Here is a 24,274-nt window from a genome sequence, read left to right on the forward strand (position 1 = left end):
TCATCCGTCCAAAACTAAATACGGAGACCTCTGCAATGGCAACCACGAAGGACTACCGCCTCGGTGAATTCACCTACCCACGTGGCTGGTTCATGATTTCCGAGGCCCAGGCGCTCGACACCCACAAGCCCGTGGCCGTGCGCTTCTTCGGCCAGGATTTCGCGCTGTACCGTGGCCGCGAAAGCGGCAAGGTCGTGCTGCTGGACGCTTACTGCCCCCATATGAAGACTCATCTGGCAGCGCCCAATACCACCAGCTATGTGGTGATCGACGGCGGCGGCAGCAATGTGGAAGGCGACGGCATTCGCTGCCCCTATCACGGCTGGCGCTTCGGCGCGGACGGCAAGTGCGACCACATCCCCTATCACGACGGAGCCATTCCGGCCGCGGCCGCAGTCAAGAGCTGGAAGGTTGTCGAGCAGTACGGCGCCATCTGGGTCTGGTTCGATCCCGAAGGCGGTGAGCCCGACTACGATCTGCCCACTTTTGGCGACTGGCATGACGAGACCTATGTCAACGGCCAGTGGGACTACCTGGGCGAGCTGAACCAGCACCCCATGGAGGTCGTGGACAATATTGCCGACTATGGTCACCTCAGCCCCATCCACGGCTCCACCGTGGCGCGCTTCGAGAACGAGTTCAAGGGCCACAACGCCATCCAGCGCCAGTGCGGCGGTCACCGAACCCTGGTGGGCGAAGGCGGTGCCAGCGCCGATCTGCACACCGACACCTGGTACCACGGCCCCGCCATCCTGGTCTCCAAGGTCAGCGGCATGTTCAACTCCTTCATGATGATCATGCATACCCCCATCGAGGACGGCAGGATCAAGGTCTGGCACAACCTGCTGGTCAAGACTGCACACGGCGGCCTGCCCACCAAGGCGGACGAAATCGCGGCCAAACAGTACCAGGAAGCCAGCCGCCTGGCCTTTGCCCAGGACTTCGAAGTCTGGTCGCAGAAAGCTCCCTGCCTGAACCCGCTGTTCATCCCCAGCGACGGCGCATTCCTCAAGGCCCGTATCTGGTACAAGCAGTTCTACAACCCCCGCGCCAAGGCGGCCGAGTATCTGGACCAGTGCGAAGGCAGGTACATTCCTCGCGGAATGGTGGCCTATACCCAGGAAGCCGAGGAAGCGACGGCCTGATCCCGAGAATCTCCAAGGCCAAAGGCCCATGCGCTTGCATGGGCCTTTTTTTGTCGGAGTGAATATCTGCTTCCAAAACCATAGCTCCAAGCGCTTTATCCCCATGAAAATTCAATACAAAACATATTGAAGTCCTTATTCATAAAGCGTGAGAAGCTACTATCTTTTCAAGTCCTCAAGGTCTGGCATGCGTCACCTGCGTCAGCATGAAGACATGTTCGCCCCAGCCAAACTCGCCGTCCTGCGCACGGTCCGAGACATCGAGTGAAGCCGCTGCCGCCTGCGCCTGCTCCACCGAGTCAAACCACCACTCGACCACATGGCGGTAGCCGTAGCCGCAAGGCGGCTGCTCATCAACGGTGTTGCAGACAATGCGGCTGGCCAGGCCAAGGGCAAGGCTTTGCCACTGCGGTGGACAAATCTCCGGCAAGGCCGCTGCACCCCGCCAGACGTCGTTGCGCTGCAAAAAGCCGATCAACATGACTTGTTGGTGCTGCGGCAAAACATCTGCGCACAGGCTGCCACGCAACACCTGCTGACGGCATAGCAGCGAGAAATTGCGCACATAGTCGGCAAACACGCGCGGCTCGTCGGGACGCATGACGGCCAGAGTTTCCGGATCGCTCCAGATGGCCGAGCCGGCTTCGCGCTCTGCCAGCACCATGAGGTTGACGCCGTCATAGTCCGTGCTCAGGGCTGCGGCATCTGCCTGCAGATGTCGTGAGCACTGGGCCACTGCCTTGACGCGCTGGCCCACGTTGCGGCACTGACGACCCAGCGCGGAATGCTCGCGCCAGGCCTGCGCGAACTCCTCCGGGCGCAGCGCCGGGTTGCGCCGCGCCAGATAGATCATCTTCCAGACGACGCAAGAATCCTTCGCGGCCACTTCTTCCGCCTTCATGCGGCAACTGCCACGGTGGCGTGGGCCTTGCGATAGGCGCCGGGGTAATGCTGCAGAGCACGGTAAAACGCCCATACCGCCGGCAACAGCGTGCACATCATGATCGCCATGGCATAGCGCAAGCCTTCGCCAGGCGCAACGGCGTTGAGCACATCACTGAGCCAGCCGGCCACAATAGGCCCCACTCCGTTGCCCAGCAGGGCTCCGGCCATCAGCACCATGGCGCTGGCCGTGGCTCGCCGCTCGGTCGGCACGACCAGGCTCAAGGCAGCGTAGGTGGCCGGAGCCCACCAGGATGTGAAGAACGAATAGATCAACATGCAGGCCATGGACAGCATGAACATGTCCGAGCCCACCAGCAGATAGCCGAAACCCAGCACCATGGCCACGCTGGTGCCGATCACGGGGATGCGAATCTGCCAGCGCACATCGCTGCGCGCCAGCCGGTCCGTCAACCAGCCAGAGAACAGGCTGCCCGAGACCGAGAGCACAGCGGCCCCTGCAGAAATTGTCCCCGCCTGTTTGAGACTGAGGTCGAAACGCCGCGCAAGCAAAGCCACATTCCAGGCGCCGATCGAGATTCCCGCGATCAGGACACAAGCAGCGCCCACGATCAAAAACCGGGTCACGGGCTCTTTCCATATCAAGGCGACGGCAGATTTGGCCTGCTGCCGGCCGTCCTGCGGCTCGGAGATCACCTGCGCGATGGTACGAGCGGGTTCGCTGATGCTCAGGCGCAGCACCAGGGACAGGACCATGATGGCTACACCGACGATGACCATGGTCACACGCCAGCCCCACCACTCGGCAAACAACGGCCCCAGCAACAAAGCCAGCAAGGCGCCCATCGCATTGCCGACACCAAAAACGCTCATGGCACGCGAGCGCTCATGGGGCTTGTACAGATCGGCCAGGATGGACATGGACGCAGCGCCGCCACCGGCATCCCCCAATGCGGCACCGGCGCGCGATGCCGCCAATCCACCCGAACCTGTGGCCAGCGCGCCCAGCGCCGCAACGCTGCCACCAACGCCACGGCACCATGCAATCAGGCTGCGACGCTCTTGTCTATCTGCCAGTCGCCCCAGAGGAATGCCCAGTGCCGCGAACGTCAGCGCAAAACCGAGTCCGGTGATCAGGCCGATCTGCAAGTCCGAGAAGCCGAACTCCTGCTTGATGGGCTGCAGCAGCACAGCCAGGATCTGCCGGTCCATGAAGGTCAGGGCAGACAGGGCCGTCAACAGCGCCAGCACATACACCCTTGATGGGTTCTGATGATTTTTGTTTGTCATTGTTTTCTTGGTTTTTTGCATCACGTCATGGCTCTCGCCGCTGCTCACGCCTCAGCAGCGCTGTCTGCCCTCGGACGCAAGGAGCGCGGGCGCAGGTCTTTGCACACGTCTCACATCGCGGCCGCATCCATGTCCAGTTCAATGGAACGGCCTTGAGCATCGTGGTCATGAGCAGCCGCCCTCACATCGTCCCAACGGACGATTCCCTAACCCGGATTGGCCTTGCGTGCGGATTGCCTCTTAATGGAATGCGGCTGCGGGCTCGACCGCACGCCAGAACCTCAAGGAGACTGACACATGCAGCAATTCGACCTGCTGATCCGTAGCGGCCGCATCGTGGACGGCACCGGTGCCCCCGCTTACCGCGCAGACCTTGGCGTGCGCAACGGGCGCATCGCCGCCATCGGCCAAGACCTGGGCACCGCCGCGCAGCAAATCGATGCCGACGGCTTGCTGGTGACGCCGGGCTTTGTGGATGTGCACACGCACTTCGACGGTCAGGCGACCTGGGATGAAAGGCTTTGGCCAAGCTCCCAGCAGGGCGTGACCACCGCAGTAATGGGCAACTGCGGCGTGGGCTTTGCCCCCTGCCGGCCCGAGGACCGCGACACGCTGATTGCGCTCATGGAGGGCGTCGAGGACATCCCCGACACCGCGCTGCATGAAGGCCTGCCTTGGAGCTGGGAAAGCTTTCCTGAGTATCTGCAAGCCTTGGAAGAGCAGCGCTACGACATCGATATTGCCGCGCTGCTGCCTCACGGTCCGCTGCGCGTCTATGCCATGGGAGAGCGCGCCATACGGCGCGAGCAGGCCAATGCCGAGGACATCAGAACCATGCAGGAGCTGATCAAGCAAGGCCTGGCAGCCGGAGCCGTGGGTCTGTCCACCTCGCGCACCATGGCCCACCGCTCCAAGTCGGGGGACTTCACCCCCATGTACCAGGCTGTGAGCGAGGAGCTGCTGGAGCTGGGACTCTCGCTCAAGAGCTATCCGAACAGCGTTTTCCAGATGATCTCGGACTTCGAGCACGTCGAGGACGAATTCAGCATCCTCACACGCGTCAGTCGGAACACAGGCTGCGCCGGCACGCTCACCGTGCTTCAGTATCCGCACCGCCCGCAGTTGCACCGAGAGCTGCTGCGCCATATTGAAACAGCCAATGCCGACGGGCTGCGCATCATGGGCCAGGTGCTCAACCGCCCTGTGGGCGTACTCATGGGGTTTGAATGCAGCCTGAACCCCTTTTCCAGCAAGCCCAGCTATGAAGCGCTGGCTCAGCTCAGTCCGGCAGAACGCATCAAAGAGCTGTCGCGACCAGGCACGCGCAGCGCCATCCTCGGCGAGAAGGACCGCAATCCCCACCTGTTCATGGAGTACTTCGGCCAGAACTTTGCGGGCATGTACCCCTGGTGCGGACAAGAGCCCAACTATCTGCCGCAAGAAGGGGATTCGGTTCAGGCTCTGGCCGACGCAGCCGGCCAGCCACCGCTGGATTGGATGTATGACTTCATGCTGGGCAATGAAGGCCAGGCCCTGGTCTATCTGCCCATGGCCAATTATCTGAACCATGACTGCAGCGCCCTGCACGAGCTGCTCGGCCATCCCCACACCGTGCCCGCCCTGGGCGATGGCGGAGCTCATGTGGGCACCATCTGCGACGGCAGCGCAACGACCTTTCTGCTCACAGAATGGGTGCGCGAGCGCGGCCTGTTCAGCATCGAGCAGGCCGTCCATATGCTCACGCAGCGGCCGGCTTCGCTCTACGGCTTTGCCGACCGAGGAGTCCTGCAGGTCGGCAAACTGGCGGATATCAACCTCATCGACCTGCAGGCGCTCAAAATTCTGCCGCCGCACATCGCTCGCGACCTGCCTGCCGGCGGCAAGCGCTTCCTTCAAGGCGCGCAGGGCTATCGCTACACCATCAAGTCCGGCCAGATCACCTACCGCGACAGCATGGCCACCGATGCATTGCCAGGCCGCTTGCTCAAGCGCAGCGAGCACAGGGGCAGCTGAACGCTGCCGGTCTCCCCATCAGGCCTCGAAGCAAGCCCGGCTCTTGAGGCCTGCGCTCATTTTTTCATCCGGACAGGAGCGCTTTCGTGCACATCCCTGCATCCAAAAACGGACCAGATCCGCCAGGCCCGCGCCGCTTGTGAGCAGCCATCCTCCCTGGCCTCCTTCGCAGAGATCAGGCGCCTCGACCAAGTGCCTTGAGCAGATCGTGTTCACGCCATGCGGATCCCAGCGATATAGTGACCCGTCATCTTCCATGTCTGTACCCCATGCATTTGCGCAAGTTCCATACCCTGCTTCAGACGTGGCTCATGCTGCTGAGCTTTTTCGTCATGCCTTGCAGCGCGCAGGAAGCAGCAGCCTGGGATAAGCAGGTAACGGGCCGCACTTCCATCACCAGGCTGGGCACGATTGACTACGAGGTAGGCTACAGCAACGCAGGCTTTGACCATTTCTCTTCTGAAATCGTGGCCAGATGGAATGACGGAGGAGCGCAGGAGCAGACGCTGTACGAAGGCATTTACGACCGGCCGCCCGCCAAGGTCTGGGGAAACGGGCCCCATCTTTGCATTGCCATGCAGACCTGCGCGCGCTATTCGGATCGCTGCAGCCAGTATGTGATTGCACACCGCTATGACACGCAGGCCAAGGCCTTTGTGGCGCTGAAGTCCGAGAAGACTGCGCGCCGGATCTGCGCTGCGCCACGCTGAAGATAAAAAAGAAGGAGGCCGGAGCCTCCTTTAAATCCCGTCGTCAGGCGCGACGAACAGGGTATCCTCTGTGCTGTCTGTAACTGTTCTTCCTTCTGGTTCAGGCCGCTACGGCGCCAAGCGGCTCATGCTCCGCCGCATAGGCCTTGGCCCAGCGGTAATCCGCCTTGCCTGCCGGGCTGCGCTTGACTTCAGTGGTCAGATATACGGCGCGCGGCAGCTTGTAGCCCGACAGATTGCTGCGGCAGATCTTTTCGAACTCCTGCAGATCGAACTCATGGCCCTGCTGCACCTGCACCACGGCCACCACCTTGCTGCCCCAGCGTTCGTCAGGAAGGCCCACGATCACCACATCCTGAACCGGCGGGTAGCGGCGCGCGGTTTCCTCCACCTCTTCGGGGTAGACCTTCTCGCCTCCTGTGTTGATGCACTGCGAGCCACGACCCAGCACCACATATTCGCCCGTGGTGTCGATGCGGGCCCTGTCCCCTGTCAACACCCAGCGGCTGCCCTCGACCATCACAAAGGTCTCGGCCGTTTTCTTGGGATCTCCGTAATAGCCCAGGGGCATGTGACCACGGCGCGAAAGAATGCCTTCCTCCCCTGGCTGATTCAGGATGCGCAGATCTTCGGAGATCACGCTGAGGTCAGGACGCGGCGAGATGCGTATAAAGCCTTCGCCCTCGGGCGTTTTCTCCCCTCCGCCCAAGACACCGGATTCGGAGCTGGCCATGCCGTTGTTGAGCACCAGATGAGGCACCTGCACCAGCAGCCGCTCCTGCAGATGACGCGAAAACACGGCACCGCCGTTGCCGAAGATCATCAGTGACTTGAGAGGCCAGCGCCCGGGGTTGTTCTCCAGCGTCTGGATGATGGGCAAGGCCATGGCATCGCCAACCACGGCCATCACATTGATCTGGTGATGCTCGATCAGATCCAGCATGTGCACGGGATCAAAGTTCTTGCGATCGTTCACATAGACCGGATGCCCGGAAAACAGGCTGATCAGGGTGGCCCACATGGCTGCGCCATGCATGAGCGGGGCCGCCGCCAGATAGGCCAGCGCCGGACCGTTGGGCACCAGTTGGAGCAGCTCCTCCGGCCGTTCGATGGGAGGCCGGCGGAAGTAATAGCCGCCACCGCCCAAGGCCCCCATGAACAGGGATTTATGTGGCCACATCACGCCTTTGGGCAGCCCCGTGGTGCCGCCGGTGCAGAGCATGAAGATATCGTCATCGCTGCGCTCGGCGTCCGTGAGCTCCCGGGCGCCTTCGGCCAGCACCGACTCGTAGGGCTGAACGCTTCTGGGCAGGCCATCGCGCACAGTGCCAACCCGCAGCGCCAGGCGCAGCGTGGGCACCCGGGGCATGACTTCCAGCACCGACGCATCGAAGTCCGCGCCATAGACCAGGCCGCGCAGATCCAGGCTGTTGAACAGTCCCTGAAGCTCATCGGCCACATAGCGGTAGTTCACGTTCACGGGCACGGCACCGATCTTGCTGCAGGCGAAAAAGGCCTCCAGATACTCGGCGCAGTTGTAGAGCTGGATGCCGACGTTGTCGCCCCGCCCGATGCCACGCGCACGCAGCGCATTGCCCAGCTGATTGGCTCGCTCATCGAGCTGCTTGAAGCTGAGCTTCTGGTCGCCGCAACCGAAGGCCGTGCGATCAGGTACGGCCTGTACCACCAGCTCGAAAATATCTGCCAAATTGAAGGTCCGCTTCATCTTCCTGTCTCCGTCTGTCCTTGAGTTGTTCTGAATTCACTGCGTCTGCAATCGCTCTCATGCTCGGCGGCTGGCCTGCGGCATCCATCGTCCGCTTGAACTGGGGACAGACCCTTGGTCACTGGCGCGCCAATGCTCTGACTAAACGGCATGTGCTGCCAAGAGCGCCAACCCTAGTGCGTATGCCTTCCGGCTGGCAGCAGGCAAAGCGCTGCCGCTCAAGCCGTCTTTCCTGCTGCCAGCTGCGCCGCGTAGTGCCTGATGACCCAGACATAGATTCCCACCGCCAGCAGATAGAACGTCAGCATGCAGACCAGCGCCCAGCGCAGCGACTCCTGCCCGTAACCGGCAGTGAAGGCGTCGCTGAGCAGTCCCACCGCCAAAGGCCCCAGCCCGCCGCCGACAGCCGTCAGCAGCAGGTTGTAGATGGACAGCGAGGTCGCCAGGCGATGCGCTGCGATCACATTGGTCAGTGCCGCAAAGACCGGCGCCGCCCAGAAGCTGGAGAAGATGGCAAACAGGCCATAGAAGGCCACGGCGTGGGGAATCTGCAGCCCCGCAAGCTGCCAGGTCTGGGGCGAGGTGTTGAGATAGAAGGCCAGCCCCAGCGGCACCGAGATCAGCGTGCCCAGAATCGGCATGCCCACCTGCCAGCGCTTGTCGCGCCTGGCCATGAGATCCGTCAGCCAGCCGCTGAGCAAAGCACCAGCGATGGCTGCAGGCCCGCCGATAAAGCCCATGATGGCGCCAGCATCCTTGAGCTGAAGACCATGGGAGCGCACCAGAAACGCCGTGTTCCACATGCCGATCGCGTAACCCGCGAACGCCATCAGCATGCTGGCCAGCCCCAGGCCCACAAACGCCTTGTTGCGCACCAGGGCTGACATTACCTCGCTGAACTTCTCGGTTGCTGCCTGCACCACGGCACGACCTTCCTGCGCGCCACGCAAGGGCTCACGGCAAGTCAAGCGCAGCATCAAAGCGATCAGCACGCCGGGCACAGACAGCCACAGAAAGGCCGCACGCCAACCATGGTGCTGGGCAATCCAGGCTCCCACGCCCAGGCCCACCAGCGAGCCCAGATGCGGACCCAGGCTGAACACGCTCATGGCCCGGCTGCGCTGCTCGGGCGGGTAGACGTCTGCGATCATGGTGGTCGATGCGGCCGTGCTGCCCGCCTCTCCCACAGCCACGCCCACACGAGCAGCCGTCAGGCTCCAGAAGCCCACCGCCATGCCGCAAAGACCCGTGGCAACGCTCCAGCCGGCGCAGCACCAGGCGATCAGGTTGCGGCGGTTGGTACGATCGGCAAAGCGGCCAAAAGGGACGGCCAGAATGCTGTAGAACAGAGCAAAGGCCAGACCCGTGAGCAAGCCCATGGCGCTGTCCGAAACCCCCATCTCCTGCTTGATGGGCTGAATCAGCACCCCCATGATCTGGCGGTCGATCATGCTCACTCCATAGACGAGCAGCAGCACCAGCAGCAGATAGTGACGACGCCAGCCCGTCACATTGCTCGCCGACATCACCCTGGCCGAAGCGGCTTGCGGCACTCGGGCCGCAGCAGATGCACTCATTTCCTGTCTCCTGAAAAACGTGATCTCCGCCACGTGGATTGAATGGAGCCTTGCATTCCCGGTAAAAAGGCCGCGGCACTTTGCGGTGTGCCGCGCCAAGTCACTAGGCAAGCAGTTCGCAGAAGGGAAGGTCCTTGTCCGCACGAGGCTCTGCGGCCAGCCCCAGCACGCGCTCGCCAATGCTGTTGAGCACCACCTCGTCGGTACCGCCCGCAATGCGCATGCCGGCAGAGCCGAACCACAGGCGCTCGACCATGGCAAAGCGCTCGCCAAGTTCGCTGGCGGCCAGCACGCCGCGCTCGCCCAGCAGGTCGATGGCGAAGTAGCTGAAGGACTGCAGCGCGGCAGCGGCCACGTTCTTGGCGCCGCTCATTTCGGGGCCGGGCTGGCGGCCCTTGCTCAGCGCCGTCAGCGCGCGGCACTGCAGCAGCCATAGCGCCTGCTCCTTCAGATAGAGGTCGGCCCAGCGCTCGCGCAGGCGACCGTCCTGCAGCGCCGGCCTGCCGTCAAACCGATGATCGGCCAGCAGGCCCGCCGTGGTGCGCCACAGCTCGGCGGGCATCACGCCGCCGATGGCCAGGCGCTCTGCCATCAAGCCTGTCAGCGTGACCTTCCAGCCACCGCCCAGCTTGCCCACCATCTGACTATCGGGCACGAACACGTCCTCGAAGAAGACTTCGTTGAACTCGGACTCGCCCCCTGCCTGGCGAATCGGGCGCACGGTAATGCCCGGCGAGCGCATATCGAGGAAGAAGGTGGTCAAGCCTTCAAACTTGCTCGCCTGCGGATTGGTCCTTGCCAGCACCAGACCAAACTGGGCAAACTGCGCCAGCGACGTCCAGACCTTCTGCCCGTTGACGATCCATCCCTCGCGGCCATCGGTCGCGCGCTCGGCACGTGTGCGCACCATGCCCAGATCGGAGCCGGCACCCGGCTCGCTCAACAGCTGGCACCAAAGGTTTTTTCCGCTCAGTGCCGGGGCCACATGCTGGCCCAGCACTTCGGGGCTGGCATGTGCCATCACCGATGGCAGCACCATGCCCAGGCTCACATTGAACATGCCCGTGGGCACCTTGACCTTGCCCTCTTCCTGGCGCCAGATCAGCTCCTGCATGGGTGTGCCGCCCCGGCCCCCCAGCATCTTGGGCCAGGTAATCGCGCCAAAACCCGCTGCAGCCTTCTTGCCCTGCCAGAGCCGGGCTGCCTCCATGCGCTGCTCGGCAGTCATGTCACGACCGAAGTAGTCGTCGGCACTGGCCTTGGGCTCGGCATTGGCCTGCAGCCAGGCGCGGCATTCGGCGCGGAAGGCGGCCTCTTCGGGCGTGTCTTCAAAGTCCATGGACTGGCGCTCAGCCGCGGCCAAGCTCTGCCCAATCGTCTCTTTCGCAGGAGCAAGCAACCGCTTTTGCAACTCGACCGCCACCTGCTCGCGCCAGGCGTGGATACTGCCCAGCTCCACGGCCTGCTGGCGCGCACGGCGGTAGAACAGATGGCAATCCAGCTCCCATGTATAGCCCATGCCGCCGTGGGTGTGCAGGTTTTCCTGCGCCGCGTCCGACAGCGCCTGAGTGCTGCTCACGCGAGCTGCGGCGGCTGCGCCGGGCAGCTCGGGCACACCATCAGCCAGCGTCATGTCTGCCGTCAGTGCCCAGGCCCCGTAGTAGCAATGCGCACGGGCCAGCTGGTTGTTGGTGTAGAGATTGGCCAGCTTGTGCTTGATGCCCTGATAGGACCCAATGGGACGGCCAAAGGCCTTGCGCTCCCTGGCGTAGCTGCAGGCCATCTCCAGTGCGGCGTCAGCTGCTCCCAGCTGTTCAAAGGCCAGCATCACGGCCGCGCGATTGCGCACGCGCGCCAGCACTTGAGCCGCGCTGCCGGCCCCGTCAAGTTGCTCGGCCGCCGTGCCGTCAAAGCGCAACAAGGCATAGGGCTTGGAAGGATCCAGCGTCTTGAGCTTCTTGCGCTGCACCGAGCCGTCACACCTGAAGGCCACCAGCACATCCGCTCCCGTCGCATTGCGCGCCAGCGCCACACCCCATTGCGCGGCCATGCCGTCGGCCACCAACGGACATTCCCCCTTCAAGGTCTTGCCGTCAAACAGGGGCAGAGCGGATGGCGGCTCCTGCCCGTCCGTCGGCGCTGCCAGGCAGCCAATGCTTCCGCCCGAAACCGGCAGCAGCCATTGCTGGCGTTGTGCAGACCGATCCTGTGTAGATAGCAGGACTGCCTGCACCGCCAGATACATGGTCGATGCCAGAGGCACAGGACTGAGCTGGCGGCCCACTTCCTCGGCCACCACGCACATTTCCATGGAACCAAGGCCTATGCCGCCGCAGTCCTCGGGCAGCATCAGGCTGGTCACCCCCAGCTGGGCCATGCCGCTCCATACGTCCTGAGCATGATGCCCCTCGCCCTCGAGCAAGGCACGCGCCTGCGTCAACGGCGATTCCCTGGTCAGGAATTTTCGTATTTCGTTGCGCAAGGCGTTCTGGTCGTCACTGAAATCGAAGTTCATCTTTTTGTCTCCACCCATTCTTCCAAAGCTCAAACCACGGCGGCGGCAGGTACGACATCCGGTAGCACCGCAGCCACATTCCACCGCCTTGCAGCGGGAGGTTCCAGGCCCAGCACCAGATCTGCGCCCTTGTCGCCAATCACCACCGATGCAGCATTCGTGTTGCCCGACACCAGATGCGGCATGACCGAGGCATCGATCACGCGCAGCCCCTGCACGCCCTTGACCCGGAGATCGGGCGTGACCACGCTCAGCGGGTCGGCCGCATCGCCCATGCGGCAGCTGCCACTGGCGTGATGGCCAGAGCCCAGGTACATGGAGATCCAGTCCAGCAGCTCGTCATCGCTTTGCAGATCAGGCGTCGGTCGGGTCTGCGTTTCGATCAGCCCGGCCAGTGCAGGCTGACGGGCGATCGTGCTGGCCATGCGCACGCCGTGAAGCAGCGCCTTGCGGTCACGCGCGTCGTGCAGAAAGTTCATGCGTATGCTGGCCAGCTCCTCGGGATGGCGGCTCCTGAGCCGGAGCTGGCCGCGCGAGTAAGGTCGCACCTGGTAGGGCGCCATCGTCATGCCGGGGAAGGCCTCGGTGCGGTAGTTCTTGCCGCTTTGCATATAGCCCTCGATATCGCCGGTCACGGGCAGGCCGTGAATCTGGATATCGTTGTAGGGCAGGCTCGCATCGCTGCTGAACCATGCGGCAAACTCCGAGGCAGGCATGGCCATGGCTCCCTGCCTGGTCAACAGGTACTGAATGAGCGAAGCGCCAATACCCAGGCCGCGCAGTGAGCGGTTGAGGCTGGGCGTTCCGGCCTTCATGCGCCAGGACATGGGGACAATCGCATGGTCCTGCAGATTGGCGCCCACCCCGGGCAGATCCACCTTGACCTCGATCCCCATATCCTGCAGATGCGCGGCAGGGCCGATGCCCGAGAGCATCAGCAACTGGGGCGACTGCAGGGCACCGGCGCACAGCAGCACTTCCTTGCCGGCACGGGCAGCGTGGCTTGCGCCGGTCTTGTCCTTCCAGTGCACGGTGCTGGCGCGCAGCCCGTCCAGACCTATGCCGGTGACCAGCACCTGCATGCGCACATCCAGATTGCGCCGCTGCATGGCGGGCTCGATGGCGTTTTTGGCCACCGACGAGCGCTGACCATTCTTGAGATTGACCTGAAACAGCCCTGCCCCGTCGGGATGGCCGTTGTTGAAATCCTTGCAAGCGGGCATGCCGGCTTGAATAGCGGCCTGCACCATGGCCAGCGATACCGGATGGGGATTGTGCAGATTGTTGGCCGTCAGCGGCCCGCCGCGCCCGTGCCAGGGCCGGGTGAATTCTTGTTCGCTGCGCTGCTGGTCTTCGGTGCGCACAAAGTAGGGCAGCAACTCGTCATAGCTCCAGCCCACCGCCCCTTGCTCAGCCCAGCTGTCGAAATCCGCCCGGTCGCCGCGCACATAGATCATGCCGTTGATGGACGATGAGCCCCCCAGGCGCTTGCCTCGTGGCAGGCTGATGCGGCGCCTGGCTGCGTACTGCTCGGGCTCTGTTTCGTGCCCCCAGGAATAACGGGAGCTGTTGATCATCTGGCCCCAGCCAGAAGGCATGGAGACCAGCAAATCCTTGTGGCTCGCGCCGCCTTCGAGTAGCAGGACCTTGTGCTGCCGGTTCTCGCTCAGCCGCGCAGCCAGTGTGCCGCCCGCCGAGCCAGCGCCTATGACGATGTAATCGAAGACTTCATCCATGGCTTGTCTCCATTGATTGTTATTGGATGAGTGACTGTGCCGATCCGGCACCGGGTGAGCGCGCCACCCCACCCTTTGCGGCCTGCTCAGGCTCTGGCAGTCTTTCCGTAGAAGGTCTGCCCCTTGGCCGCCATATCGCGCAGCAGCTGCGGGGGCCGCAGTTGCTCACCAAACAGATCTGCCAGACGGTCGGCCTCGGCCACGAACTGCGGCAGACCTATGCCGTCGATAAAGCAGAACGGGCCGCCTGTGTAGGCCGGAAAGCCGACACCCAGAATCGAGCCGATGTCGCCGTCGGCCGGTGCCAGCAGCACGCCCTCCTCCATGGCACGCGCTCCTTCGACGGCCTGCACATAGAGAATGCGCTGCTTGAGGTCATGGGCGCTGGGCTGCAGGGCTTTGAGCGGGTAATGCTCGGCCAGGCCCGGCCAGATGCGCTTGCCGCTGCCACCCTCACTGGGGTCGTAGTCATAGAAGCCCTTGCCCACCTTGCGGCCCAGGCGGCCCAGCTCGAACAGCTTGCCGATCACCGGCATGGAGCGACCGGGCCTGTACTCCTCTGGAAACTCCTTGGCCTGAGATTCACCCGCATGCTTGGACAGATCAATCGACAGCTCGTCGGTAATGGCCAGCGGCCCCACAGGCATGCCCGCATGTTTTGCACAGTTCTCTATCAATGCAGGGGCAATGCCTTCGGCCACCATGCCGATGGCATCATCCACAAACGCACCGATGAAGCGGCTGGTGAAAAAGCCGCGCTTGTCGTTGACGACAATCGGCGTCTTCTTGAGCTGAGCCACGAAGTCCAGTGCCTGCGCCAGCGTGGCATCCGAGGTCTGACGGCCGCGAATCACCTCCACCAGCGGCATCTTGTCGGCCGGCGAGAAGAAATGCAGGCCGATGAAGCGATCGGGCCGCTCGCTCGCCTGCGCCAGCAGACTGATGGGCAGGGCCGATGTGTTGCTGGCCAGCACGCAGCCGGGCGGCAGCACGGCGTCCAGCTTGCGGGTCACTTCGGCCTTGATGGCACGGTCTTCGAACACGGCTTCGACCACCATATCGGCATCGTGCAGCTGCTCGTAATCGGTGCATGGCGTGATGCGAGCGAGGATGGAATCGGCCTTCTCGCGGCTCTGGCGGCCCTTGTCCACCTGCTTGGCCAGCACCTTCTCGGAGTACTGCTTGCCCTTGTCCGCAGCTGCCTGGTCCCGGTCTATCAGCACCACCTCAATACCGCGCTGGGCGGCCACCAAGGCAATGCCCGCACCCATCATGCCTGCGCCTATCAGACCCAGCTTGCGGCATTGGAAGGGCTCAAAGCCTGCAGGGCGGTGCATGCCTTTCTCGGCCTTGGTCTTGTTGACGAAGAGCGTGCGTATCATGCCGCGCGCCACGGGGCTGCGCGACAACGTGGCCATGTATTTGCTCTCGATGCGCAGGCCCTTGTCGATGGGCAGCTGGCAGCCTTCGTAGATGCAGCTCTGAATGCACAGCGGCGCCGGAATATTGTGAAAGGTCTTGGCCTGCAGCAGGGTGTTGCCCACCACGAAAGCAGGGGCCACACGTGGGTCCAGCGGGCCGCCACCGGGGATGCGAAAGCCTTTCACATCCCAGGGCTGCACTGCCGTGGGGCCGGCCATCAGCCAGGCCTTGGCAGCACCGAGCAACTGCTCGGGAGCCACCACTTCGTCCACCAGTCCGGCTTCCCTGGCCTTCACGGCCTGCAGCTGCTTGCCTTCCATCAGAAAAGGCATGGCAGCCAGAATGCCGATCATGCGCGGCAGGCGCTGGGTGCCGCCGGCACCGGGCAGCAAGCCCACCTGCGCCTCGGGCAAGCCGACCATGACCGTGGGTGCATCGGCGGCAATGCGGTGGTGGCAGGCCAGGCAGATTTCATAGCCGCCGCCCAGTGCCATGCCGTTGATGGCCGCCACCAGCGGCTTGCCCAGGGTCTCCAGCTTGCGCAGCAGCCTGGACAGCGATGCGCAGGAGGCGAACAGCTCCTCGATAGGCATGTCCGCCATGGCGTCGATATTGGCCTCCATGCCCATCAGGTCGGCCCCCGCAACAAAGCTGTCCTTGCCCGAGGTGATGATGCCGCCGCGCACCCGGTCGTCGCCTTGCATGCGTGCAATACAGGCCTCCAGGCTGTCCATGAAGGCCTGGTCGATCACGTTCATGGTCTTGCCGGGGTAATCCAGCGTCAGCGTGGCAATGCCGTCCCCATCTACGGCGTAGCGAATGATTTCCGTTGTCATGATTTCTGCTTCCTCACTCACACGCGTTCGATGATCATGGCCGAGCCCATGCCCGCCGCCACGCACAGGCTGATCAGTGCAGTGCGCTTGCCGGTGCGCTCCAGCTCGTCCAGCACCGTGCCCAGAATCATGGCGCCGGTAGCTCCCAAAGGATGGCCCATGGCAATCGCTCCGCCGTTGACGTTCATGCGCTCATGGGGAATGTCCAGCTCCTCCATCATGGTCAGCACCACCGTGGCAAAGGCCTCGTTGAGCTCCCACAGATCGATGTCCGAAGCCTGCATGCGCGCCCTGGCCAAGGCCTTGCGCGCGGCATGGGCCGGGCCGTCCAGCATCAAGGTCGGCTCGGAGCCTATGCTGGCAAAAGCACGAATGCGCGCACGAGGCTTGAGCCCTTGCTTGGCACCCGCTTCTGCCGTGCCAATCAGCACCGCCGCTGCCCCATCGACAATGCCCGAGCTGTTGCCGGCATGGTGATGATGGTGAATCTGCTCGACCTGCGGATAGCGCTGCAGCGCCACGCTGTCATAGCCGTATTTCTGGCCCATCTCGGTGAAAGCGGGCTTGAGGGCGGCCAGCGAATCAGCCGTGGTCTCGGCTCGAATGGTCTCGTCCTTTTCCAGCAGCGTCATGCCCAGAAAATCCTTGACGGGCACCACCGACCTGTCGAAGCGCCCCTGCGCCCAGGCCGTGGCCGCACGACGATGGCTTTCGGCCGAGTACGCATCCAGCTCATGGCGGCTGTGGCCGCGCAGCGATGCCAGTAAGTCAGCCGAGATGCCTTGCATGACGAAATAGGTCATGCTGGCCAGCTGCGGGTCCTGCGCCCAGGCACCGCCGTCCGAGCCCATGGGCACGCGGGACATCATCTCCACGCCGGCACCGATCGTCATATCGGCCTGACCGGACATAACCTTGGCCGCCGCAAAGCTCACCGCCTCCAGGCCCGAGCCGCAGTAGCGATTGAGCTGCACGCCGGCCACGCTCTGCGCATAGTCGGCCTGCAACACCGCCATGCGGCCCACATTGCCGCCCTGCTCGCCCACGGGCACCACGCAGCCCATGACCACGTCGTCCACCATCGCCGTATCGAGCCGATTGCGCTCACGCAACGCCACCAGTGGTTGCGCGGCCAGCCAGACCGGCGTCACCTCATGCAGTGCTCCATCCGGCTTGCCCTTGCCTCGGGGGGTCCGGACATGGTCGAAGATCAATGCCTCCATCTGCTTTCCTCACATCACCAGGTTGTTATCGAGTTCTTTTTCAGATTGCCATACGGCTTTTGCCCCAACCTACCTGATTCAGACTAGGGGCAGACTATGAGAAAAACAGCCCGTAACCGCCCCTGGTGGCACATGGCCTGCCTCTGTGGGCGCGAAAGCCTGTTTGCGCCGCCAGAATGCCCCCAGCAGGGGCTTTGTCGCCTTCGGTGCCACAGCTCGGGGGTCTCATGAGCGACAAAAAAGCCTCCCGGCTTGAACCACCGGAAGGCTGTTGAGGACGGCTGCTGAACTCAGGCCACCAGACCACCGCCATTGACCGGCAGCACTTGGCCGTTGACCCATTCCGCTTCGGTCGATGCCAGATAGCTCACGGCCGCACCCACATCCTGGGGCGAGCCGGCCCGGCCCACGGAAGTGCCCTTCCTGGCAATCTTCTCCGAGCCCTCCCAGTTGTTCATGGTGCCCAGCGACAAGGCGTTGGCCGTCACGCCATGCGGGCCCACCTCGCCCGAGAGATTGCGGATGAAGCCGATAGCCGCCGCCTTGGCCGCACCATAGGCGCACAGTCCCATGCCCGTGGCCGTGCGCGCCGCATCGGAGTTGATGGCCACGATGCGGCCCCAGCCCCTTTGCTGCATGGCGGGCAGCAGCGCCTGGCAAGCATGCATCAGCCCGTGCAGATTGAGCTGCAGCCAGGCGTTCCACTCGGACTCGGGCGACTGCAGAAACGGCGTGTAGCCCCAGCCCTGGGCCGGAATGCCGGCGTTGTGCACAAAGATATCGACCACGCCCACCTCGGCCTGGATGCGCTCGACCATGGCAAAGATGGCGGCGCGATCCGTCAGATCAGCCGCCTGGGCCGATGCCTTCAATCCCGCTTCGCGCAGTTGACGTGCAGCACTCTCGGCGCGGTCCTGATGAAAGTCGTTCACCACCACATGCGCGCCCTGCGCGGCCAGCGCCTGCGCGATGCCGAACCCCATGCCGCGCCCGGCGCCGCTGACCAGCGCCACTTTCCCATCCAGCCTGAACATGTCTTGCACTCCTTTTATATGGAATGCCCAGTGTTGGCCCGGCCTGCGCCCCGGACATACTCCAAATGGACGGGGTCAAAACCGGCGGGATCCACAAGATAGAAAAGTCAGAGACACCACAGGAGACCGACTTGAGCACAGAAAACCCGTCCCAGGGCCAGAACCAGGGACCTTTGACCGGAATGCGCGTCCTCGAATTTGCAGGCATAGGCCCTGCCCCCTTTGCCGGCATGATGCTGGCCGATATGGGCGCCGAAGTGATTCTCATCGAGCGCAGCGCCGACCATGCGGCTGCATCCCGCTACCCGCGCATGGCGCAGAACCGGGGCAAGAAGTCCATCGCACTGGACCTCAAGTCCGAGGCCGGACGCGCCGCCGCCTGGAAGCTGATCGAGTCTGCCGACGCGCTCATAGAAGGCTTCAGGCCCGGCGTGATGGAGCGCCTGGGTTTCAGCCCCGAGGAAGTCGCCCGCCGCGCGCCCCGCCTGGTCTTTGGCCGCGTCACCGGCTGGGGCCAGACCGGCCCCCTGTCCCAGGCCGCTGGCCATGACATCAACTATGTGGCGCTGACGGGCGTGATGTCCACCTCCATGCGTCCCGGACAGGCGCCCGTGCTGCCACCCACCATCGTGGGCGATATGGCAGGTGGCGCCATGTTCCTGCTGTTTGGCATCATGTGCGCCATGCACGAGGCGCGCCAATCCGGCACGGGTCAGGTGGTGGACGCGGCCATGATCGACGGAGTAACCGCCATGAGTGGCCTGATGCACCAGATGCGCGGCGCCATGGGCTACTGGAAGGACGACCCCGCACAGAATCACTTTCTCAACACCTCCCCCTTCTATGAAGTGTTCGAGTGCGCAGATGGCAAGCACATCACCCTGGGCGCCATCGAGCCGCAGTTCTATGCCTTGCAGCTGCAGAAGCTGGGCCTGACCGATGTGGACCCCAGGCGCCAGTACCAGAGCGCGGACTGGCCCGAAGTCAAGGCCCGCGTGGCCGGGATTGTGCGCAGCAAGACCCAGGCACAGTGGTGCGCGGAACTCGAAGGCAGCGATGTCTGCTTTGCCCCCGTACTGAGTCTGGCCGAGGCACCCACTCATCCGCACAACGCCCAGCGCAATCTGTTCATCGATCTGGAAGTGGACGGCAGCACCCAGCGCCAGCCCTCACCGGCCCCACGCTTTTCACGCACTCCCGCGCGTCGGCCCACACCAGGAACCAGGATCGGGCAGGACACCGATGCCGTGCTCGCATCCTTGGGCTACACCCAGAGCGATATAGCGGCGCTGCGCGAGAGCAAGGCTTGTGCCTGAGCAGCCATCGGCCAAGCGGCGCAAAGGATTAATGCTATTTAAAATATAGCTACCATCGCTTTATACGAATAGGTTTCAGATATTTTTCATATTGAAATCCATATACATCAAGCGGTAGCAGCTATCACTATTAAAGCAACTTGCTTTGCCGGGGTAGACGCAGCCATGCAGGCCAAGCCCCGGCGTCACCAGAGCGCCTGCGGCGCTATGCCGCAGACGAGCTGGATAGAACGACCTTGTTGCGCCCGGTCATCTTGGCGCCATACAGCGCCTTGTCGGCCGACCGCAGCACCTCCTGCATATCCAGATCCTTGCCCGGCACCCAGGCCGCACAACCGATGCTGACCGTGATGCAGCCGAACTCGCTTCCGGTGTGCGCAATCGCAAGCTCGGAGACTGCCTCCCGGATGTTCTCGGCAATCAGCGCGCCTCCATCCAGGCTGGTGTCCGGCAGCACCACGATGAATTCCTCCCCCCCATAGCGGGCCGCACTGTCCTCGGGGCGCCGGATATTGCTGGCAATGCATCTGGCCACGGTAGCCAGAACCGCATCCCCGGCCTGATGCCCGTAGGTGTCGTTATAGGCCTTGAACCAGTCGATATCCACAAACAGCAGCGAGAAGGCGCTGTGACTTCTTTTGGCCCTGTGCCACTCGTGCTCGATGATCTCGTCGAGCTTGCGGCGGTTGTTCAGGCCGGTCAGGCCATCGGTACGCGCCAGCAGCGCCAGTTCGGACTCTGCGCGCATGCGCCGCTTGAGCTGCACTCCGAACGCAAAGGACAGGCCAATGAAAGCCATCGTGAGGGTCGCCATGACAGAGGTAATCAGCACAGCTCTCTGGCGCCAGACCTCGTAAATATCGGAATGCGCCTTGGCCACCATGATGATGAATGGCAAGCTGGGCAGATTCTTGAAGTAGTACGCGCGCTGCGCGCCATCCAGGTAGGAGGTATCCGAAAAGCTGCCTTCGGGTGCCGACATGAACTGCTGGAACGTGCTTGCATTGCGGATATTGCGCCCGATGACCTTTGCATCGAAGGGCTGCCGCATCATCATGGCGCCATCTTTTCTGATCAGGGCCAGCGATCCGTGTTTACCTAGCGAAAGCACAGAAAACAGTTTCTGAAAGTACTCCAGCTGAACATCAATGAGCACAATGCCGGCGAAAGAGCCGTCCGCATGGGAAATCCGACGGCTCAGAGGAATGCTCAGGGAGCCGCCATGCAGCGGGGATGAATAAGGGTCACCCACGTAGAGCCCGATGCTTGGACTCTCCTTATGCACTTTGAAAAAGTCATGATCCGAGTAATGCCCGTTCACCGAATTCTCGGCCCCTGCATTGAGGGCAATTTTTCCGTCTGCGTCAAGAACCAGGATGGATCCCAGATAGGTTGCGGTTGCGGCCTTGTCGAACAAGGCCGCATTACGCAAATGCGGCGAGGCGGCCATCACTTCGGAATCGTTGAGTCCATCGACCACGGCTTGCAACGACAGTGCATAGAGCTCGAAGTTCCTCACCACATCGTTTTCAGCAAGAAGGGCCACATTGCGCGATGTTTCTATCGCATGCTCCATTGCATCCAGTCGACTCTGGTAGAGGACGACGGTACAGATCGCAGTCATCGACAGCGCAATAATCCCTCCCACCAAGAGCATTGCATAGGGCGCACTAGAAATGAAGTGGAAGTGATCAAAAGCAGGCTTGCGAAATAGTTTCATGTCGTTGCTTTATTTGAGCGAGCCGGTCACATTTCTTCTGTTTAGCCATGCAAGTGCTTTCTTCCGTAGGAACACCGGATACTCACCCCCGCGCCCGTCATTCTGCCTTGGTTTCTCCAGTGAGGGGCGGGGGTTATCTTGCTCTGGCTGGCATGCGCGCCTCGACCGCCTGCCTGCTCTCAAACAATTGAACTTGCGTGATGGAATATGTGCAAAGCAAGCCAGGGAGACCACATGCCCCTCCTGCACGGACAAGCTGTGCGCAAGCAGAGTCCAGGGCCTGGAGATTGATTTCACCATGGAGTGCATGGAGAACATTCGCCAGGCCAGCCTGCAATCGGCAAGTCATTTCTGCATTTCTGCATCGGCGCCATTTCGGCCCGGCCTCGCCTTCAATGAGTCGCGGCCGCTCTATGCCCGATCACGAGCAGCCGGAATCCGCGCATCCCATCGACATGCTGCGCGAGGTATTTTGCACGGTCATGGTTGAAAGCAGACTGCCCGCTTCTGCTCCATATGCATAAAAAAGCGGGCCGAAGCCCGCTTTTTATTTCCACCAACCGTCTTCACTTGTTCCCCAGCCAGGCCACGCTGTTGAGAAAGATGCGCACCAGCTCGGTCTGGCGGCGCACCCCCGTCTTGGAGAAGATGGAGCGCAGATGCGCTCGGGCCGTATTGCGGCGGATGTTGAGCGCTTCGGCAGCCTCCTCCAGCGACAGGCCGTTGGCCAGCTGGATGGCCAGCGAGGTCTCGGCCGGCGTCAGCTGGAACAACTGCTGAGCCAGCTTCACGGGTGGGTCAGCCTTGCCGCCGGTGTCGCGTACAAAGACGGCGACGCTGGGGCGCTGCTTGCCTTCGGTCCACTCGTCGGGCGAGATGCTTTGCACCACCACGCCCCAGTTGAGCTGACCCGACTGGCGGCTGACCGACATGCCTTCGGTCATCGACAGACGCGAGACCTGGGTATGCATCAGCGCATCCTTGATCAGGCGCTGCAGCTTGCGGTTGTCGTTGGCGTAGTTGGCCTCCAGCATGCCGCCGGAGATCTTCAGGCCGTCCTGCATGTCCAGGATGCTGGCCGCAGCGGGATTGCACTCCAGCACATTGCCGTTCTGATCGAGGATGACCACCCCCACCATCAGCTGGGCCGTGGCCTTGCTGTAGAGAGAGATGACCTGACGATCCTGGTTCACCGACAGATGCAGGGTCAGCGCGCGCTTGATGTGCGGCAGCATCATGGAGCCGAAGGCACGCTCCTGCTTGTTGAAAGCCGGGGCACCTTCGGGCCGCGTGATGCGCAGACCGTAGACGCAGCTGTCCTTGGTGACGATGTCGGCAGCCATCACGTGAAACACCTGCAGTTGCTTGCACCAGTCGTTGTAGTAGCTTGAAGCGCGCCACTCGGACTCGGGCATCACGTCCCCCACGGTCACGATACGGTCGGTAGGCATGCCGCGAAACGGGCTCATGCTGATCTTGGGACAGTTCGGCATCAGATCGCGGCGGTCGCCTGCGGCCGAGACGATCAGCCCCACATCATCGGCAGAGCCGGGGCGCACGATGAGCGAAGCGTAATTGCCGCCCAGTTGCAGACGCAGAGTCTCCAGAAAAGGCTTCCAGCCTTCCGGATCCATGGCAGCTTCATAGAGCTGACTGATCAGCGCACTGAACTGCTCGGCGCTCACAAAGGGCGCATCGGCCGACGCACGCACTGGGGCCGGGGTGTCGAATATGGGCACATCCTTGATCACGCAAGCGATGGAGCTCGGCGTGTAGGTGGAAAAACCCATCTTGGCGAAAGCGCTGTCCATCATGTTCAACTCCTTGGTTGAAGGTTGGTTGCAGACAGATCGGATCAGTTCAGCTCAAACAGGCCGGCCGCGCCCATGCCGCCGCCAATACACATGCTCACCACCACAAAACGCACACCGCGGCGACGGCCTTCCAGCAGGGCGTGACCCACCAGACGGGCGCCCGACATGCCGAAGGGATGACCGATGGAGATTGCGCCGCCGTTGACGTTCAGGCGCTCATCGGGAATACCGAGCTTGTCGCGGCTGTAGATCACCTGGCAGGCAAATGCCTCGTTGATTTCCCACAGGCCGATGTCGCCAACCGTCAGCCCATGCTGCTTGAGCAGCTTGGGGATGGCATGGACGGGACCGATCCCCATTTCATCGGCACGGCAACCTGCCACGGCCACGCCGCGATAGATACCCAGAGGCGCGAGGCCGCGGCTGCGGGCTTCGTCGGCACTCATCACCACACAGGCGCTGGCGCCGTCGGACAGCTGGGATGCATTGCCGGCCGTGATGAACTGGCCTTGCTCCACCCACTGGCCGTTCTTCCATACAGGCTTGAGCTTGGCCAGACTCTCAAGCGTGGTGTCGGCACGGTTGCCCTCGTCGCGGGTCAGCGTAACTTCCTCACTGCCGGTGACATTGCCTTCCTTGTCAAACAACTGCTTGACCGTGGTCAGCGGCACAATTTCATCGTCGAACAGACCACGGGCCTGTGCAGCGGCCACGCGCTGCTGGCTGCGCAGCGAGTACTCGTCCTGGGCTTCACGACTGATGCCGTAACGCTGGCTGACCAGCTCGGCCGTCTCTATCATCTGGATGTAGGCTGTGGGCTCTGCGGCCAGCACCGCCTTCGACTGGGCGCGGTACGAGTTCTTGTACTTGTTCTGTACCAGGGAGATGGACTCCAGGCCTCCAGCCACAGCGATATTCATCTCGCCGGTCATGATGCCCTTGGCAGCCGTGGCAATGCTCATCAGGCCCGATGCGCACATGCGATCGATCACCATGCCGCCCACGGATTCCGGCAGGCCGGCGGTATAGCCGCACAGACGCCCCAGGTTGTAGCCCTGTGTACCCTGCTGCGCGGCAATGCCCAAAATGACATCATCCACATCCGCACCGGCCACATTCGCCTTGTTGAGCGCCGCGCGAATGACGTGTCCGCCCAGCACGGGGGCTTCGGTGTCGTTGAAGGCACCACGGTAAGCCTTGCCTATGGGGGTACGTGCCGTCGAAACGATGACTGCGTCTTTCATGTCTTTGTCTCCTAACTTTCTTTTCGTCGCGCCCTGGGCAGCTTTTGCTG

16 protein-coding genes are annotated in these 24,274 nt (G+C 62.7%); 4 read left to right on the top strand and 12 right to left on the bottom strand.

Annotated elements, in window-relative coordinates; all coding sequences use genetic code 11:
* The first annotated feature begins 35 nt into the window (after positions 1–35).
* Entirely contained in the window at positions 36–1,145 is a 1,110-nt protein-coding gene (locus tag CTATCC11996_RS16810; RefSeq protein WP_003078342.1) for an aromatic ring-hydroxylating dioxygenase subunit alpha, read from the top strand.
* 175 nt (positions 1,146–1,320) lie between these two features.
* Here CTATCC11996_RS16810 and CTATCC11996_RS16815 read toward each other — a convergent pair whose 3' ends face one another.
* Together CTATCC11996_RS16815 and CTATCC11996_RS16820 are read right to left on the bottom strand one after the other, a co-directional pair.
* Positions 1,321–2,046: an EthD domain-containing protein gene (locus CTATCC11996_RS16815; protein ID WP_003078344.1), complete on the bottom strand. Its 726-nt coding sequence runs from the start codon at positions 2,044–2,046 to the stop codon at positions 1,321–1,323.
* Positions 2,043–3,338: an MFS transporter gene (locus tag CTATCC11996_RS16820; RefSeq protein ID WP_236597873.1), complete on the bottom strand. Its 1,296-nt coding sequence runs from the start codon at positions 3,336–3,338 to the stop codon at positions 2,043–2,045. The genes CTATCC11996_RS16815 and CTATCC11996_RS16820 overlap by 4 nt, the downstream gene beginning before the upstream one ends.
* Positions 3,339–3,635: 297 nt before the next feature.
* Between CTATCC11996_RS16820 and CTATCC11996_RS16825 the strand changes: the two genes are divergently transcribed.
* Both CTATCC11996_RS16825 and CTATCC11996_RS16830 read left to right on the top strand, forming a co-directional pair.
* Positions 3,636–5,351: an N-acyl-D-amino-acid deacylase family protein gene (locus CTATCC11996_RS16825; RefSeq protein WP_003078347.1), complete on the top strand. Its 1,716-nt coding sequence runs from the start codon at positions 3,636–3,638 to the stop codon at positions 5,349–5,351.
* A 269-nt stretch (positions 5,352–5,620) separates the two neighbouring features.
* Positions 5,621–6,061: a hypothetical protein gene (locus CTATCC11996_RS16830; protein WP_003078349.1), complete on the top strand. Its 441-nt coding sequence runs from the start codon at positions 5,621–5,623 to the stop codon at positions 6,059–6,061.
* Between the two features lie 100 nt (positions 6,062–6,161).
* On the opposite strand, the gene CTATCC11996_RS16835 is transcribed toward CTATCC11996_RS16830, so the two are convergent.
* From CTATCC11996_RS16835 to CTATCC11996_RS16865, 7 genes are all read right to left on the bottom strand, one after another.
* A complete protein-coding gene (locus CTATCC11996_RS16835) occupies positions 6,162–7,787 on the bottom strand; it encodes an AMP-binding protein (RefSeq protein WP_003078351.1) in 1,626 nt (541 codons plus the stop codon).
* 218 nt (positions 7,788–8,005) lie between these two features.
* Positions 8,006–9,364, bottom strand: coding sequence for a spinster family MFS transporter (locus CTATCC11996_RS16840; protein ID WP_003078353.1), 1,359 nt, complete (start codon positions 9,362–9,364; stop codon positions 8,006–8,008).
* 103 nt (positions 9,365–9,467) lie between these two features.
* Positions 9,468–11,879 carry an acyl-CoA dehydrogenase family protein gene (locus tag CTATCC11996_RS24650; protein ID WP_003078355.1) on the bottom strand — a complete coding sequence of 804 codons (2,412 nt, stop codon included), beginning with the start codon at positions 11,877–11,879 and terminating at the stop codon, positions 9,468–9,470.
* Positions 11,880–11,908: 29 nt separating this feature from the next.
* Entirely contained in the window at positions 11,909–13,615 is a 1,707-nt protein-coding gene (locus CTATCC11996_RS16850; protein ID WP_003078356.1) for a GMC family oxidoreductase, read from the bottom strand.
* 86 nt (positions 13,616–13,701) lie between these two features.
* A complete protein-coding gene (locus CTATCC11996_RS16855) occupies positions 13,702–15,873 on the bottom strand; it encodes a 3-hydroxyacyl-CoA dehydrogenase NAD-binding domain-containing protein (protein ID WP_003078358.1) in 2,172 nt (723 codons plus the stop codon).
* Positions 15,874–15,890: 17 nt separating this feature from the next.
* A complete protein-coding gene (locus CTATCC11996_RS16860; protein ID WP_003078360.1) occupies positions 15,891–17,096 on the bottom strand; it encodes an acetyl-CoA C-acetyltransferase in 1,206 nt (401 codons plus the stop codon).
* A 290-nt stretch (positions 17,097–17,386) separates the two neighbouring features.
* The gene (locus CTATCC11996_RS16865) at positions 17,387–18,130 is read right to left on the bottom strand and encodes an SDR family NAD(P)-dependent oxidoreductase (protein ID WP_003078362.1); all 744 of its coding nucleotides are present in this window, start codon (positions 18,128–18,130) and stop codon (positions 17,387–17,389) included.
* A 182-nt stretch (positions 18,131–18,312) separates the two neighbouring features.
* On the opposite strand from CTATCC11996_RS16865, the gene CTATCC11996_RS16870 reads away from it, so the two are divergent.
* The gene (locus CTATCC11996_RS16870) at positions 18,313–19,446 is read left to right on the top strand and encodes a CaiB/BaiF CoA transferase family protein (RefSeq protein ID WP_034349487.1); all 1,134 of its coding nucleotides are present in this window, start codon (positions 18,313–18,315) and stop codon (positions 19,444–19,446) included.
* 205 nt (positions 19,447–19,651) lie between these two features.
* On the opposite strand, the gene CTATCC11996_RS16875 is transcribed toward CTATCC11996_RS16870, so the two are convergent.
* The 3 genes from CTATCC11996_RS16875 to CTATCC11996_RS16885 form a co-directional block, all read right to left on the bottom strand.
* Positions 19,652–21,103 carry a sensor domain-containing diguanylate cyclase gene (locus tag CTATCC11996_RS16875; protein WP_172590576.1) on the bottom strand — a complete coding sequence of 484 codons (1,452 nt, stop codon included), beginning with the start codon at positions 21,101–21,103 and terminating at the stop codon, positions 19,652–19,654.
* A gap of 629 nt (positions 21,104–21,732) precedes the next feature.
* Positions 21,733–22,980: a LuxR C-terminal-related transcriptional regulator gene (locus CTATCC11996_RS16880; RefSeq protein WP_003078370.1), complete on the bottom strand. Its 1,248-nt coding sequence runs from the start codon at positions 22,978–22,980 to the stop codon at positions 21,733–21,735.
* Between the two features lie 41 nt (positions 22,981–23,021).
* Positions 23,022–24,224 carry an acetyl-CoA C-acyltransferase gene (locus tag CTATCC11996_RS16885; RefSeq protein WP_003078372.1) on the bottom strand — a complete coding sequence of 401 codons (1,203 nt, stop codon included), beginning with the start codon at positions 24,222–24,224 and terminating at the stop codon, positions 23,022–23,024.
* Between the last annotated feature and the right edge of the window lie 50 nt (positions 24,225–24,274).

The organism is Comamonas testosteroni ATCC 11996 (assembly GCF_000241525.1).
Lineage (GTDB): Bacteria > Pseudomonadota > Gammaproteobacteria > Burkholderiales > Burkholderiaceae_C > Comamonas > Comamonas testosteroni.